This is a genomic window from Streptomyces sp. RKAG293, from assembly GCF_023701745.1.
GTDB lineage: Bacteria > Actinomycetota > Actinomycetes > Streptomycetales > Streptomycetaceae > Actinacidiphila.
In genome coordinates this window covers 2,961,230-2,976,425 of sequence record NZ_JAJOZB010000001.1, presented here as the reverse complement: position 1 = coordinate 2,976,425, position 15,196 = coordinate 2,961,230, and the positions used below count along the sequence as shown (strand labels likewise).

Here is a 15,196-nt window from a genome sequence, read left to right as displayed (position 1 = left end):
AGGCGTGTCCGGCAGCACATCGCGTCGGCCCGACACGTCCCGCACCCGTGTCCCGCAGGGCTCGCCAGGTCCCGTCAGGCGTCGGATTCGTCCCTGGTCCGCAGCCAGACGGCGGTGTCCGACGGCAGCAGATCGCCGGTGAGCGGGCCGCTGGCCAGCAGGACGGCGGTGTCCACCGGTAGCGCGACGGCCTGGTCGGAGAGGTTGACGACACAGGTGAAAGCGTCCGTCCGGCGGAACGCCAGCACCCCCGCGGCACTCCCCAGCCAGCGGATCGGACCGTCCCCGAGACCGGGCTCGGTCGCCCGGAGCCGCAGCGCGAAGCGGTAGAGCTCCAGCATCGAGCCGGCGTCACCGGTCTGCGCCCCGGCCGTGCGGTCCGCCCAGTCGGCGGGCTGCGGCAGCCACGGCGGCCGCGCCGCACCGTCGGGACTGAAGCCGAACGGCGACTCCTTCCCCGACCACGGCATCGGGACCCGGCAGCCGTCCCGCCCCGGCACGGTGCCGCCGGAGCGCAGATACATCGGGTCCTGCAGCCGCTCGGCCGGTATGTCCTCGACCTCGGGCAGCCCCAGCTCCTCACCCTGGTAGATGTAGACCGAGCCGGGCAGCGCCAGCGTCAGCAGCGCGGCGGCGCGCGCCCTGCGGGTGCCGAGCACCAGGTCGGTCGGGGTGCCGTGCGCCTTGGTCGCGAAGTCGAAGCCGGTGTCGGAGCGGCCGTAACGGGTCACCGTGCGGGTGACGTCGTGGTTGGCCAGCACCCACGTGACGGGCGCGCCCACCGGCTCGTGCGCGGCGAGCGTCGTGTCGATGGACGCGCGGAGCAGACCCGCGTCCCAGGGGCACGACATGAAGTCGAAGTTGAAGGCGGTGTGCATCTCGTCGTGCCGCAGATACCGCGCGAACCGCTCCGCGTCGGGCATCCACACCTCACCGATCAGCGCGCGGCTGCCGGGATAGGAGTCGGCGATCCGGCGCCAGGAGCGGTAGATGTCGTGCAGCTCGTCGCGGTCGTCGTAGGGGTGCGGGCCGGCCCGGTCCTCGGTCAGGTCCGGCAGGGCCGGGTCCTTGACGGGCAGGCTCGCGGAGTCGATGCGCACCCCCGCCGCGCCCCGGTCGAACCAGAAGCGCAGCACGTCCTCGTGCTCGCGCCGCACGTCCGGGTGCTCCCAGTTCAGGTCCGGCTGCTGGCTGTCGAACAGGTGCAGATACCAGTCGCCGGGGGTGCCGTCCTCGTTCACGGTCCGCGTCCAGGGCACCCCGCCGAACTGGGACGGCCAGTTGTTGGGCGGCAGTTCGCCGTGCTCGCCGCGGCCGGGCCGGAACCAGAAGCGTTCCCTGGCCGGACTGCCGGGGCCGGCCGCCAGCGCCTCGACGAACCACGGGTGCGCCGACGAGACGTGGTTGGGGACGATGTCGATGATGCTGCGGATCCCCAGGTCCAGCGCCTCGGAGATGAGCTTCTCGGCCTCGGCCAGGGTGCCGAACACCGGATCGATGTCCCGGTAGTCCGCGACGTCGTAGCCGCCGTCGAACATGGGGGAGGGGTACCAGGGGTTGAACCAGAGGGCGTCCACGCCCAGCTCGCCGAGGTACGGCAGCTTGGCCCGGACACCGGCGAGGTCTCCGATCCCGTCGCCGTTGCCGTCGGCGAAACTACGCGGGTACACCTGGTAAATGACCGCGTTGCGCCACCAGTCGCCCGCAGCGGGGTGGTGGTCGGAGACGGGCGGGCGGGTGTCTGCCACGGAGACGTCCTTTCGGGCAGGAGGGACCCCGCCGCCGGCCATTCAGCGGGGATGGGGCATGGGACCGGCGGCGGAGTTCTGAGGGGTTCAGTCCTGGTGAAGCGCTGGTCAGCCCTTGAGGCTGCCCGCGGTCAGACCGGACATGATGTTGCGCTGGAAGAGCAGGAAGATGGCGATCGTCGGCAGGGCGGAGATGGCCAGCGCGGCGATGAGGACGTTCTGCGGCACGCCCTGCGACAGGGAGTTGATCCCGATGTTGATCGGCTGCTTGTCCGTGTCGGGCTGCACCAGCATCGGCCAGAGGAAGTCCTTCCACACGTTGACCACCGCGAAGATGGACACCACGCCGAGGATCGGTCTGGACATCGGCAGCACGATCGACCACAGGGTCCGCAGCGGGCTCGCCCCGTCGATCGCCGCCGCGGACATCAGGTCCTCGGGGATCGAGTCGAAGAACCGCTTCAGCAGGAAGATGTTGAACCCGTTGGCGACGGTGGGCAGCCAGATCGCCCAGGGCGTGCCGATCAGATTGATGTGCAGCAGCGGCAGGTCGAGCACGGTCAGGTACTGCGGCACGATCAGCACGGCGGCCGGGATCATCAGCGTGGCCAGCATCATGCCGAGGATCAGATTCCCCAGCACCGGCCGCAGCTTGGAGATCGCGTAGGCCGCGGCCACGTCGAAGACCAGCTGGAAGGCGAGTGCGCCGAAGGCGTAGTACATCGTGTTGAACAGCAGCCGGGCGATCTTCAGCTGGCTCCACGCGGTCTTGTAGGTGCCCGGCTTCGGGTCCTTGGGAAAGAGCGTCGGCGGATTCTGGAGCACTTCCTGCGCGGATTTGAAGCCGCCGGAGACCATCCAGTAGAGCGGCCCCAGGAAGACCAGGGTGAAGACCACGACGGTCAGCGAGAGAACGGTCCAGTAGATGAATTTCCCGCGGGGCCTGTTCAGCGCGGCCGCGGATATCAGGGTGCGCTGCTGCGGTTGGTTCGCTGCCATGTCCTTCTCCCCGTCCTAGTCGCTGTCGCGGCTGAGCCGCGCGTACAGGCCGGAGAATCCGCCGAGTACCACCAGCATGATGAGTCCGAGCGCCGAGGCGCTGCCGAAGCTGTCGTAGCGGAACGCGTACTGGTACACCATGTAGACCACGGTCCCGGTGGAGTTCTCGGGGCCGGCGCCGCCGGTGAGCAGATAGACGTTGGTGAACTCCTGCATCGTCGCCACGATCTGGAGCAGCAGCATCAGCGACAGGACCGGCCTGGTCTGCGGGATGGTGATGTGCCAGATCTTGCTCAGCAGCCCGGCACCGTCCAGGTCGGCGGCCTCGTACAGCTCACCGGGCACGTTCTGCAGGGCGGCCAGGTAGATGAGGGTGGCGCCGCCGGCGCTCATCCAGGTGGCCGCGATCACCACGGAGATCATCGCGGTGCTCGACGAGTCCAGCCAGGCCTGTTCCGGCAGGTGCAGGAAATGCAGGATGTGATTGAAGAGGCCGTATTCCGGGTTGTAGAAGTACTTGAAGAGCAGCACCCCGGCGACCGGTGGCAGCATCACCGGCAGATACACCAGGATGCGCAAGTACGCCTGGGCGTGCCGGAATTCGTTGAGGACGATGGCGATGACGAACGGCACCGCGAATCCGATCACCAGCGCGTACAGCGTGAACTGCATCGTGTTGCGCCAGGCCGGCCAGAAACCCGGGTCGTTCCAGACCGTTTCGAGGTTCTTCCAGCCCACCCAGGTGGTCTCGCCGCGCTTGGTCTTCTGGAAGCTCATGATGACTTCGCGGACCATCGGATACCAGGAGAAGAATCCGAAGCAGAGCACCGCGCCGATCATGAATGCATGCGCCTGCAGATCGCGGCGCAGTCTCCGGCCGAACCCCGCGCGGGCGTTCCCGTCCGGAAGTCCCGGACGGCGCCGGGAACCTCTCGGCGACGCATGCCCGGAACCGCGTTCTGCCTTGTTGTGGGAGACGGTGGTCGCCGTCATGAGAACTCCTCGACTGGGGCCGGGGGCATCCCCGGTGGGCGCAGCTGCTGATCGGCGGACGGTTGCCGCGGTGCGGGGGCCGGCGCTCCGGCCGGCCCCCGCGCTCGCTGCTACTGGCTGGCGGCCAGCAGCGTGTTGACCTGCGTCTCAGCGGTGGAGAGGAGCTTGCCGACGTCGGCGTTCTTGTTGGTCAGCGCACCCGACATCGCGTTGTCCAGGACCGTGTAGATCTTCTGGGCGTTCGGCGGCTCGGGCTTCACCGGGACCTGGGCGGCCACGTAGGTGGCGAAGTTCTCGACCGGTACGGTCGCGCTCGCGGTCTTGGTGGAGGTGTCCTTGTCCTTCGACGCGCCGGTGAAGAAGAACGGCTGCGGCAGTCCGACCGGGATGCCGTCCGTCTTGTTGCGGGCGTAGTTGAACTGGCCCTTCTCCAGGGTCAGGAACTTGAAGTTGACCCAGGCGATGCCGGCCTTGATCTGGTCGGGTGTGGACGACTTCTTGAACATGTAGTCGGCGCCGCCGAACAGCGAGGTCTTGCCGCCGGGGATCGGCGCCATGCCGAGGTCCTCGAACTTGGCCTGGTACTGCTGGACGACGAGCGGGATGTCGTCAGGAGCACCGACGTACATACCGACCTTGCTGGTGCCCATGGCCTTCTGGACGTCGCCCCACGCGAGTCCTGGGGTCGCGGGCAGGCTGTTGTCGGTGAAGCGCATGTCGTGCAGGGTCTGCAGGAGGGTCTTGCTCTCGTCGGTGTTGAAGGCGGCCTTCTTGCCGTCCTCGGAGGTCACCTGGCCCCCGAGCCCGTAGAGCTCCGAGGTGAAGTGCCAACCGCCCTGGTTGCCGCCGGCGTTCTCGATGAAGCCGTGGATGCCCTGGCTGCCCAGCTTGTCCTGGATGGTCTTGGCCGCGGCCCGCACGCCTTCCCAGGTGGTCGGGGGCTTGTTGGGGTCGAGCCCGGCCTGGGAGAAGATCTTGCGGTTGTAGATCAGGCCCATCTGGTAGTTCGAGGTGGGCAGGCCGTACAGCTTGCCGCCGTCCTTCAGCACGTTCATGACGTTGGGGTCGATGTCGTTGAGGTTCGGGACGGTCTCCGGCGTGACGTACGGAGTGATGTCAGCGGCCTGACCCGCGTCCAGAACCTGGTCCTTGTCGGTCATGTACGTGTAGAAGGTGTCTGTTTGCGTTCCGCCCTTCATCATGGCCGTGAACTTGGCCGGATCCTCGCAGGGGAATCCGTCCTTGCTGTTCACCGTGACGTTCGGGTACAGCACCTTGAACGCGGCTATGTCGTCGGTCCACTGCTTGCGCTCGGCCGCCTTCGTGGTGGGCGGCATGCAGTCGACGCTGATGGTGACCTTGGTGCTGGGATCCAGCTTGGCGCTCGCGCTCTTGTCGCCTGAGCCGGGGTCCTTGGCAGTGTCCTTGCTGTCGGAACACGCCGCGGCGGTCATACCGACGCCGGCGACGAGCACGATGGCCACCAGCGTCCGGTAGCGGTTTGTCTTCATTGATCAACCCTTCCCCTGAACCACTGCGCGACGATGCTCCGCGCTCTGAGATCTGCGAACCCTGCGCGGTTGCGTGGCGCGGGGTGTGCGCCGCCGTCTCGGGTGGGCTCAAGGTACTGAACCCGATAGATGTCCGCAAGATTTCGCGCGAAGCTCGCAAAGACACGACTTGATTACGAAGCCGTTTCCCAGTCAGTGGTGTCGGGGAGGGTTGCCAACGAGATTGCCAACGAGATTGCCAACGACTGCCGGAGCCGGACCGGCGCTACCTGCTGGTCGCTTCCACCCCCGGCTGCTGGGGCTGTGCGGCCCGCGGCGCGGGACCCGTGGAGCCGCGTACGACGAGCTCGGGCTCGAAGAGCAGCTCGTCGTGGTCGACCGGAGTGCCGCTGATCTGACCGCTCAGCAGGTCGACGGCGGCCCGGCCCATGGCTTCGATGGGCTGGCGCACGGTGGTGAGCGGCGGATCGATGCAATTCATGAACATCGAGTCGTCGTAACCGATGACGGAGAAGTCCTGGGGCACCGACAGCCCGCGGCGGCGGGCGGACCGGATGGCGCCCAGGGCGATCGGGTCGCTCGCGCAGATGACGGCGGTGACGCCGCGCTGGATCAGCCGGCTGGCCGCGGCCTGCCCGCCCTCCAGGGTGAACAGCGCGTGTTCGACGGCGGTGTCCGGGAGTTCGCCGCCGCGCTGTCCGATCCAGCGGCGGGCCGCGGCGAGCTTGCGGCGCGACGGAACGTGGTCGGGCGGGCCCAGGATCAGGCCGATCCGCTCATGGCCGAGCGATGCGAGATGGGTCATCCCCTGTTCCACGGCGACCGCGTCGTCGCAGGACACCCTCGGGAAGTCGAGATCGTCGATGGCGGCGTTCATCAGCACGGTGGGCAGATTGCGCTCGGCGAGCCGGGCGTAGTGCTCGTGCGACGACTCGGCCTGGGCGTACAGGCCGCCGAAGAAGATCGCCCCGGAGACGTGCTGCTGCAGCAGCAACTCCACGTAGTCGGCCTCCGACACCCCGCCGACGGTCTGGGTGCAGAGCACGGGTGTGAACCCCTGCTGTGCCAGGGCGCCCCCCACCACCTCGGCGAAGGCCGGGAAGATCGGATTGGAAAGCTCCGGGAGAACGAGCCCGACAAGCCGGGCACGCTCCCCGCGCAGCTGGGTCGGTCGTTCGTAACCGAGCACATCGAGTGCGGTCAGCACTGCGGCTCTGGTCGCATCGGAGACTCCGGGCTTCCCGTTCAGCACTCGGCTGACGGTCGCCTCGCTCACCCCGACCTTCTTTGCCACCGTGGCAAGTCGTCGTGTCATGACGTCAACTCTAGTACAGGTTTCGCAAGTTTCTTGCAGGAAATTTGCGCCAATCCTGCAAGGTTCCGCGTCCGGTCCGGTGTCCGGGGGAGCACCCCGGACACCGGGGATCCGCTACTGCCGGTAGCCGAGGACCGTCATCATGCCCGCCTCCGCGTGGTAGACGTTGTGGCAGTGGATCATCCACAGTCCTGGATTGTCCGCGTCGAGATCGACGCTGAGTGTCCGTCCGGGCAGCACGATAGCGGTGTCCTTGCGGGCGCCGCCGTCGGTCAGCGAAAAGGTGTGCCCGTGCAGATGCAGGGGATGCCACATCCGGGTGTTGTTCGCGATCGTCACCCGGACCCGTTCGCCCTGCCGCACGTCATGGCGGACCGCCGGATCGTAAGCCGCCCCGTCGAAGGCCCAGTTGTAGTTGGCCATGCTGCCGGTCAGCCGCAGCTCGACCGTGCGGTCCGGCGTCCGGCCGGGGTCCCGCAGCGCCACCGACGGGTCGGGCCGCAGATCGCCGGCCTGGAGGAGCTGCCCGGACAGCTCCTTCGGGCGGTCGGCGGCGGTCGGCGCCGTTCCGCCGCCGGTGCGCAGCACGTCCAGCGCCGCCGCGTCCTTCCCCTCGGCGAGGGCGACCAGCGGGAAGACCCCGTCACCCGCCGTGACCAGCACGTCGTACCGCTCGCCCATGCCGATCAGCAGCGCGTCGGTCGCGGCGTGCACCACGGGGTAACCGTCGGTGTGCGTGATGGTCATCCGGTGCCCGCCGAGCGCGACACGGAAGGCGGTGTCGCCGCCCGCGTTGACGAAACGGATCCGGATCCGGTCACCGGGCTTGGCGGTGAAGCCGCGCGGGGCTTGCGGGGTGCGCCCGTTGACGAGGTAGTACGGGTACTTCACATCGCCCGGGTCGCCGCCGAGCAGCTCACTGGTGGCGCCCGTCAGCATCCGGCTGGGCCCGGCCGGGTCCCCGCTCGCCGGGCCGTCCATCCCTTCCATGCCGTCCATGCCGCCCATGCCGGAGTGGTCCGTCCCGCTCTGGCCGCTGCCGTCGGCGGCCGTGGTGCTCGCGCCCTTGGTGAGCTCGGCGAGGACCGCGTCCGGGGTGCTGCCGTCGACCCCGTCCACCCAGTCGTCCAGGACGACGACCCACTCCAGGTCGTACTGCAGCGGCTCCTTCGGGTCCTCGACGATGAGCGGCGCGTAGAGCCCGCGGTCCAGCTGCACACCGGTGTGCGGATGGAACCAGTACGTGCCGGGCCGGGCGACCGCGAAGCGGTACGCGTAGTCGGCGCCGGCCTTGATGGCGGGCTGGGTCAGCCCCGGTACGCCGTCCATGTCGTTGCGCAGGGCGAGGCCGTGCCAGTGCGCGGACGTGGCCTGCGGCAGATGGTTGGCGAGCGTCGCGGACAGCGTGCCGCCCGCCGTCACCCGGATCTCCTTGCCGGGCAGTTCGCCGTCGTACGTCCAGGTCTTGACCGTGGGCCCGCCGAGGTCCACGACGCCTTCGACGGCGGTCAGCCGGACCTCGCTGACCGGACCGCTCCCGGCTCGCGCCTTCTCGGCGGCGACGACCTCGGGGCCGTCGGGCGCGAGGTATCCGTCGCCCGCGGACTGGGAGTTGCCGTGCCCGGGATGTCCTGACGTGGCGGCTCCGCCGGAACAGGCGGCGAGCAGGCCGCCTCCGGCGACGGCGATTCCCGCGCCGAGCACGGCGCGGCGGTGGTAGGTACGCATGCTGAATGCACCTCATGGGTGTCGATGAGTGGGCAGGACGGACCGCGTGACCGGTCCCGGGGCGCAAACCCCGGGGCGGCCGGGCGGCGTCCTATATGCGCAGCACCGGCAGACGGGAGAGGGGTATCCGTGGGGGCGGCGGCCACGGCCACCTGCCCCGGGGGAGAAGGGAGCGGGCCGCCGCGACGGAGCCGGGCAGCGGGCCGGCGAGCAGGCCGAGGGCGGCGAGCAGGACGGCGAGCAGGACGACGGCGGCGGTGCCGAGCACGGCCAGGCAGACCGTCAGCGGGCTCGTGTCGTGCGCGGGCCGGTGCGCGGGTGCCGGCTCGTGCCGGTCGGCACCCGTTTGCGCCATTCCCATGGCATGAGGAGAGGCGCCATGCTGGGAGGCCCGGTCCACCGCGGCGGACCGCGTCCCCTGATGGTCGCCGCCCGCCGGATGGCCCACCGTGTGCATGGCGAATATCCCGAGGAGGAGAGCGGCGAACAGCAGCATCCGGCGCGTCATCGCATACCCCTCTCCGGTATCGGAACCTGACAGGACCCTACACAAGCGCACCGACAACCGGGCGTTGGTCCCCACAGGTGTCCGACGGATCACCGGCGCCCGTTACGCAGGGCGCAAAACAGCAGGCAGTATGGGCACAGCAGTACGCCCCCACCGGCTCGTGCGTTCGGACGAGGTCCGAAACGTGCCAGAAACCGTGTGGTGGGATGCTCATGTGCCCCGAGGTGCCCCGCGGCGCGGGAGCAGGCAGCCTGATCAGCGAGGATGGGTGGAAATGGATAAGCAGCAGGAGTTCGTGCTCCGTACGCTCGAAGAGCGCGACATCCGCTTCGTACGGCTGTGGTTCACCGACGTGCTCGGCTATCTGAAGTCGGTCGCCGTCGCCCCCGCCGAACTCGAGCAGGCCTTCGACGAGGGCATCGGCTTCGACGGCTCGGCGATCGAGGGCTTCGCCCGGGTCTACGAGTCGGACATGATCGCCAAGCCCGACCCCAGCACGTTCCAGATCCTGCCGTGGCGCGCCGAGGGCCCCGGGACCGCGCGGATGTTCTGCGACATCCTCATGCCGGACGGCTCGCCCTCGTACGCCGACCCGCGCTACGTCCTCAAGCGCGCACTGGCCAAGACCTCCGACCTCGGGTTCACCTTCTACACCCACCCCGAGATCGAGTTCTTCCTGCTCAAGGACAAGCCGCTCGACGGCAGCATCCCCACCCCCGCCGACAACTCCGGCTACTTCGACCACACTCCGCAGAACGTCGGCATGGACTTCCGCCGCCAGGCGATCACCATGCTGGAGTCGATGGGCATCTCGGTGGAGTTCTCCCACCACGAGGGCGCGCCCGGCCAGCAGGAGATCGACCTCCGCTACGCCGACGCCCTGTCCACCGCCGACAACGTCATGACGTTCCGGCTGGTGATGAAGCAGGTCGCGCTGGAGCAGGGCGTGCACGCGACCTTCATGCCCAAGCCGTTCTCGGACTTCCCCGGCTCGGGCATGCACACCCACCTCTCCCTCTTCGAGGGCGACCGCAACGCGTTCTACGAGTCCGGCTCGGAGTTCCAGCTCTCCAAGGTCGGCCGCTCCTTCATCGCCGGCCTGCTCAAGCACGCCGGCGAGATCTCCGCGGTCACCAACCAGTGGGTGAACTCCTACAAGCGCATCTGGGGCGGCTCGCAGCGCACCGCGGGCGCCGGCGGCGAGGCCCCTTCGTACATCTGCTGGGGCCACAACAACCGGTCCGCGCTCATCCGCGTCCCGATGTACAAGCCCGGCAAGACCGGCTCCACCCGCGTCGAGGTCCGCTCCATCGACTCCGGCGCCAACCCCTACCTCGCCTACGCGGTCCTGCTGGCCGCCGGCCTGAAGGGCATCCAGGAGGGCTACGAACTCCCGCCCGGCGCCGACGACGACGTCTGGGCCCTCTCCGAGGCCGAACGCCGCGCCCTGGGCATCGAGCCCCTCCCGCAGAACCTGGGCGAGGCCATCACCCTGATGGAGCGCAGCGAACTGGTCGCGGAAACGCTCGGCGAGCACGTCTTCGACTTCTTCCTCCGCAACAAGAAGCAGGAGTGGGAGGAGTACCGGAGCGAGGTCACCGCCTTCGAGCTGCGGAAGAACCTCCCGAACCTGTAGGCGCAGGTCAGCAGGGGTTCCCCTCGCTGTAGTGACATCCGGGCCAGCAGCACCCTGCCGCTGGCCCGGAGTCGTCTCACAGCTCCTGGGCCGTCTCTGGGCCGTCCGGCACGGATCCGGTGGCTTCGTAGACGCTGTCGACGGCCTTCCGGGTCCGCCCCTCGCTGCTGGGCATCAGGTGCGTGTAGACCCGGAGCGTGAACCCCGGATCGCTGTGTCCGAGGTAGTGGCTGAGCGCCTTCACGTTCTCGCCAGCGTCCAGCAGGACCGAGGCGTAGAAGTGCCTGAGAGCGTGCATGCCGTGCTCGCGGGCCGCTTCGTGTGTCTCGCCCTTCTTCGGCACCGGGATCACCCCTGCCGAGACGAGGGCGGGTTTCCACATCCGGGTGTTGAAGTCGTTCCGCCTGACTGCGCCACCGTCCGTCCTGGAGAACATGAGCCGCTTGGTCAGGGGCGGGCCGTCCGGCGTGAGCCAGGGGAGCGTGACCGCGATGGGCGGGAAGCGCTCTGCGTGAGTCTTGAGCACCTGCCCCACGCGCTCGGGCAGCGGCACGTCACGTTCCTTGCCGCGCTTCGGCGGCGCGAACACCAGCTTTCCGTTGATCAGCTTCACCTGGTAGCCCACGTGCAGCCATCCCGTGAGGAACCCGACCTCGTCAATCGGAAGCCCGAAGATTTCCCCCTGCCGCAGCCCACACCCGCCCCCAGGTCCGTCATCGCCTGAAAGCGGTCCGGCAACCCGGCGCGAACAGCGAACAGCCGATCGGCAGCCCACGGGGTTACCCGCGGGGCGGTCGATTGCGGTGCCCGGACGGATTTCGCGCGGCATGGATTCTTCGGCAGGTGCCCGTCATCCACGGCCGCGGAGAGCACAGCCGAGACGCTGCTGAAGATGACACGGCGGTAGGACGCGACAGGGAGTGCGCTCTCCAGCCTGCTCAGCCACTCCCGGATATGCTCCGGCAGGAAGGATCCGAGCGGGCGTGACCCGATGTACGGGAAGGCGTGCAGACGGAGTTGGACCTCAACCACCGTGCGCGTAGCCATATCCGTGGCTTGCGACGCAATCCACTTCTCGCCGTATTGCTGGAAGGTGGTTCTGCCGGCGGCCGGGTCGATGTACTGACCGCGCGACATGTCCGCCTCGATCCGCGCAAGCCACTGTTCCGCCTGACGCTTTTGCTTGTCGGGGAAGGACTGGCTTTTCTCGGTGCCGTCCGGACCGACGTACCGGGCGCGGTAGCGGAGCCCGATGCCGTAACGGTCACTCTTGACGCGTCGGGGAACCCCGCCCGCGTCCTTCTCGGTCTTGTACCAACGGTCTTGGATGTGGCCAGCCACGTAGAGCTCCTTGGGGCGTGACGGGCCAGGGGCCCGACCGGTGTGGTCGTGCCCCTGGCGGTTGGGGTGGGGCTAGGCGGCGTCTCTGGCGCTCTGCTGGGCGACCCAGGCTTGGACAACAGCGGGGTCCCAGCGCAGGTGCCGACCGACACGGAATGCGGGCGGTCCGAGGGACTTCTTGCGCCAGGTGTAGAGCGTTTCGACGCTCGGGATGCCGAGCAATTCCACAAGGTCTTCGGGGGTGAGGTAGCGGTCCGGGAGACCGGAGCGCAGGGCGGTACGCGGGTCACTCGTGGCGGGCGTTGCCATGGTTCGGTGTCTCCTCGGGGTGTGGAGTGAGGCGGAAAGGTCCGGAAAGGTCGGAAAGCCCTCTGGCCTGCGGTTTTGGTGGGGCGGAAAGGGGTCCGCCAGGGGGTCCGCTAAGTTCGGCCGCTGGAATGCCCAGACTTTCCGGACCTCCTAGCGGACCCCTTTCCGGACGGGTGTTTTCGCAGGTCACTGGGCTTTGCGACCTTTCCGGACCTTTCCGGCTAACCCGTGTAGGCGAGAACGGTGGTGGAGCGTCCTGCGGTGGGGCGCTGGCGCCGGATGTACCCGGGCTGGTCCAGCAGCGCGGCGACCAGTCCGTCACGTTCGTTCTTGCGGTCTTTCTTGAACAGGCGCTGGATGTCGGCCCCGGTCAGCCCGTCGGGTCCTGCCTTGCGTACTGCGGTGGCGAGCTTGTCGACTTTGGGGTTGGCCGATGTGGTCCCGAGCAGGTGTGCGGCGGACGCGCGGGCGTACTGGATGAGGCGGTAGGCCGCGTGCATGTGCTGGAGGTGGATGGTGTCGCTGTGGTCGCACAGGGCGTAGACCATGGCGACGCGTTGGACGTAGGGGGCGGCGCGGGCGGTGAACTCCGCGAGTGCGCCTTCCGTTTCGTCGTCGGTCAGCGCGGGATAGATCTCATCCCGGTACAGCGCCCGTGCATCGTCATCGACTTGCACTTCATCGACGTTGGCGGCGTCGTTTAGGACGGTCCGCCAGTCCTGGGCGAGGCTGTCGATGAGCTGCGGCTCCGCTCCCCGGGATTCGGGGAGTACGAGGTTGCGGTGGCAGAAGATCGGGAGGAACCGGTTGTAGGTTCCGCCGGCCATTTCGGAGTCCTGCATCTTGGAGCGGAATTCCAGCGGGGTGATGTGCCCGAGGATCGCGATGTGCGGGTTGGTGGCTTTCATCGACTCCCGCACCATCGACCCGAGGTCTTCCCCGTCCCAGGCTTGTCGCAGGACCCCGGGAAGGCTGCTGCCTTCGCGGCGGCCCCGGCTCATGGTCACGGCGTATTCGGATTCCACCACCCACAGCCGCTTGTCCAAGCTGGCGGGTGAGGCGTCGTCGCGTGCGTCGTCCTTGACGTACTCGATGAGCCCTTCACCGGAGTTCAGGCCGCGCGGGGTGTGGTCGGGCCCGAAGAACTCCGGGAACGCCACAGCCAAAGGACGACGCGCGGTCGAGGTGGCAGAGCCTTTGCGGCCTGCGGAGGTAGCACCGATAGTCAGTGCCCACACCAACGCGGGATGGCGGTCGTTGCCGACCCACAGATGTGGGCGGCGGCCGATGATGGCGCCTGCGGCGGAGATCAGGTTGACCAGAATCGCGACCGGGTCAGCCTCGGTACTGGCGTCCAGCCGCTTGACGGTCTCGCCCAGCCATCCGCAGAACACGTCCGGATGCGGAGTAGGTCCGGGGCGGTGGGGGCGCCTGAGACCAGGCTGAGCGTCGTACAGCGGGTTGGGTGCGGCGGTGTTGGTCTCATCGTCTGGGGTGTCGTCGTCCAGTACCGCGGGGCGGTGGGTGGTGAGTTCGGTGACTTCCGCCAGAGCGGCGGCGCGCAGCGTTTCGGGGTCGGTGTCGGGCGCGGATGCCATTTGCGCGAGGCGTGTGCCGGCCTCGATCAGGCGTCGCCGCTCGGCTTTCTCTCGGACGATTTCCGCGTAGTACTCGGCGTTCGCGGCGGTGGGCACCGCGTTGACGAGGGTGTGCAGGTAGGCCGCCCCGCCCGCACGGTCGATGTCGCCGCACCTCGTGAGGCGGTCGGTCAGCGTGATGGGGTCGGCGGGCTGTCCGTCGTGGTGCAGGTCGCAGATCGCGCGGTGAATGATTTCGTGCGCGGGACGGTAGTAGTCCCCTGCGTCCAGCATGCCCACCACATCGGCGATGGCATCGACGGACAGCAGCATCGCCCCCAGCACCGACTGTTCGGCTTCAAGGTCCTGAGGTGGCACGCGATGCATCGACGCGTCGTCGACAGCGTGCAGTGCCCGGGTGGTCCCCCGGTCGGGGTCCTCCCGGTTGGTACGACGTTGGGTCATGCTGGGAGTGCTCCTGTTCTGTCGAACGGGCAGTGAGCCGGGGCGACCGCGCATCTTTGGCGAGAGCGGGCGGTCGCCCCGGGCGCATTCAGTTGTCGATGTCGTCGCAGAAGCCGATGGGTGAGAGCGCGTTGTGGGCCTGGTCGAGTGCGTTGGCGAGCATGCCGGCGTAGCGGGAGGCTTCGGCCAGCGCGGCCACTGCCTCGCCTACGTGATCGGCCACTCGCCCGTAGTCGGCGGTCAGGGTGCCATCGGCGTGCAGGCGGTTCAGTGCGCGACTGGTCTGGTCGAAGGACTGCGGCAGCCGCTGTGCCATGACCTTGAACGAAGCGACGCTGTGATACGCCTGCACGGGGTAGAGCAGGTTCCCCGGGAAGGTGGCGTGGTTGTACGCGCGGACCGCTTCGGCAGCGGTATGCGCGCTGTCCTGCGGGGTGCGGATTGCGGCCATGTCAGTGCTCCCATGTGGCGTTGGTGGCGGGCAGTTCCGGCAAGCCCGAGCGGGTGAGAGCGGCCGGGTCAAAGCCGGGCAGCGTGGCGCGGGCGGTCAAGGCTGCGGCGAGCGCGGTGGCGTAGGCGCCTCCGGCTTGTGCGCTTTCGACCTGGGCGCGGGCCCGGATGACTTCCACGGTCTCGACGTGCCGGTGGTCATCGTGCCGCTCCACGGTGCGCCGGTCGTAGGCGACGGTTTCGCGGCGGTCGGTGCGCCAGTACCGGGCTGCCAGCGCGTAGGCCAGCACCGTGGCGACAGCCCACAGCAGCAGCGGCAAGGGCAATCCGTCGGCGTAGGCGGCGACGCCGACGAATGCGAGCGTGCCGGATGCGGCGAATGCGGTTCCGGCGAGCGTGCTGTCTCCGTTGCGGCCGGACGCGGCGGACCCGCCCGCGATGGCCGCGCCGGTGGCGAGGGTGCCCATGAGCCACGCGTCACCGACGCTGTGTTCTGCCCCGTTGGCGTTCCAGATGCGGGCCAGGATCAGCACGGTTGACGTGGCGATGGCCGGGGCGGCTTTCGGTAAGGCAGCCATGATGCGGCGCCCTGTCGTGTTGTGCTGGTCCATCGGTT

12 protein-coding genes and 1 pseudogene are annotated in these 15,196 nt (G+C 68.5%); 1 reads left to right on the top strand and 12 read right to left on the bottom strand.

Annotated elements, in window-relative coordinates; genetic code table 11:
- Nucleotides 1-74: 74 nt before the first annotated feature.
- The 7 genes from LNW72_RS13180 to LNW72_RS13150 form a co-directional block, all read right to left on the bottom strand.
- Nucleotides 75-1,790 (bottom strand): glycoside hydrolase family 13 protein, encoded by a 1,716-nt coding sequence (locus tag LNW72_RS13180; protein WP_374117232.1) that lies wholly within the window; start codon nt 1,788-1,790, stop codon nt 75-77.
- A 66-nt stretch (nt 1,791-1,856) separates the two neighbouring features.
- Nucleotides 1,857-2,747, bottom strand: a complete 891-nt coding sequence (locus LNW72_RS13175) for a carbohydrate ABC transporter permease (RefSeq protein ID WP_250975582.1) — start codon at nt 2,745-2,747, stop codon at nt 1,857-1,859.
- 15 nt (nt 2,748-2,762) lie between these two features.
- Nucleotides 2,763-3,740, bottom strand: a complete 978-nt coding sequence (locus LNW72_RS13170; protein ID WP_250975581.1) for a carbohydrate ABC transporter permease — start codon at nt 3,738-3,740, stop codon at nt 2,763-2,765.
- A 110-nt stretch (nt 3,741-3,850) separates the two neighbouring features.
- Nucleotides 3,851-5,251: an extracellular solute-binding protein gene (locus LNW72_RS13165; RefSeq protein WP_250975580.1), complete on the bottom strand. Its 1,401-nt coding sequence runs from the start codon at nt 5,249-5,251 to the stop codon at nt 3,851-3,853.
- 265 nt (nt 5,252-5,516) lie between these two features.
- The gene (locus tag LNW72_RS13160) at nt 5,517-6,566 is read right to left on the bottom strand and encodes a LacI family DNA-binding transcriptional regulator (protein ID WP_138353768.1); all 1,050 of its coding nucleotides are present in this window, start codon (nt 6,564-6,566) and stop codon (nt 5,517-5,519) included.
- A 114-nt stretch (nt 6,567-6,680) separates the two neighbouring features.
- Nucleotides 6,681-8,294: a multicopper oxidase family protein gene (locus tag LNW72_RS13155; protein WP_250975579.1), complete on the bottom strand. Its 1,614-nt coding sequence runs from the start codon at nt 8,292-8,294 to the stop codon at nt 6,681-6,683.
- Between the two features lie 91 nt (nt 8,295-8,385).
- The gene (locus tag LNW72_RS13150; protein WP_250975578.1) at nt 8,386-8,802 is read right to left on the bottom strand and encodes a DUF6153 family protein; all 417 of its coding nucleotides are present in this window, start codon (nt 8,800-8,802) and stop codon (nt 8,386-8,388) included.
- Between the two features lie 274 nt (nt 8,803-9,076).
- Between LNW72_RS13150 and LNW72_RS13145 the strand changes: the two genes are divergently transcribed.
- The gene (locus LNW72_RS13145; RefSeq protein ID WP_250975577.1) at nt 9,077-10,438 is read left to right on the top strand and encodes a glutamine synthetase family protein; all 1,362 of its coding nucleotides are present in this window, start codon (nt 9,077-9,079) and stop codon (nt 10,436-10,438) included.
- Nucleotides 10,439-10,514: 76 nt separating this feature from the next.
- Here the strand turns inward: LNW72_RS13145 and xerC are convergent.
- The 5 genes and pseudogenes from xerC to LNW72_RS13120 all read right to left on the bottom strand — a co-directional run bounded on the left by xerC (nt 10,515) and on the right by LNW72_RS13120 (nt 15,191).
- Nucleotides 10,515-11,779, bottom strand: a pseudogene (gene xerC / locus LNW72_RS13140) (tyrosine recombinase XerC).
- A gap of 72 nt (nt 11,780-11,851) precedes the next feature.
- Nucleotides 11,852-12,088, bottom strand: a complete 237-nt coding sequence (locus LNW72_RS13135) for a helix-turn-helix domain-containing protein (RefSeq protein ID WP_250975576.1) — start codon at nt 12,086-12,088, stop codon at nt 11,852-11,854.
- A gap of 221 nt (nt 12,089-12,309) precedes the next feature.
- Entirely contained in the window at nt 12,310-14,130 is a 1,821-nt protein-coding gene (locus LNW72_RS13130) for a DnaB-like helicase N-terminal domain-containing protein (protein ID WP_374117231.1), read from the bottom strand.
- 88 nt (nt 14,131-14,218) lie between these two features.
- A complete protein-coding gene (locus LNW72_RS13125) occupies nt 14,219-14,581 on the bottom strand; it encodes a hypothetical protein (protein WP_250975575.1) in 363 nt (120 codons plus the stop codon).
- Between the two features lies 1 nt (nt 14,582).
- Entirely contained in the window at nt 14,583-15,191 is a 609-nt protein-coding gene (locus LNW72_RS13120; protein ID WP_250975574.1) for a hypothetical protein, read from the bottom strand.
- Nucleotides 15,192-15,196 lie beyond the last annotated feature (5 nt).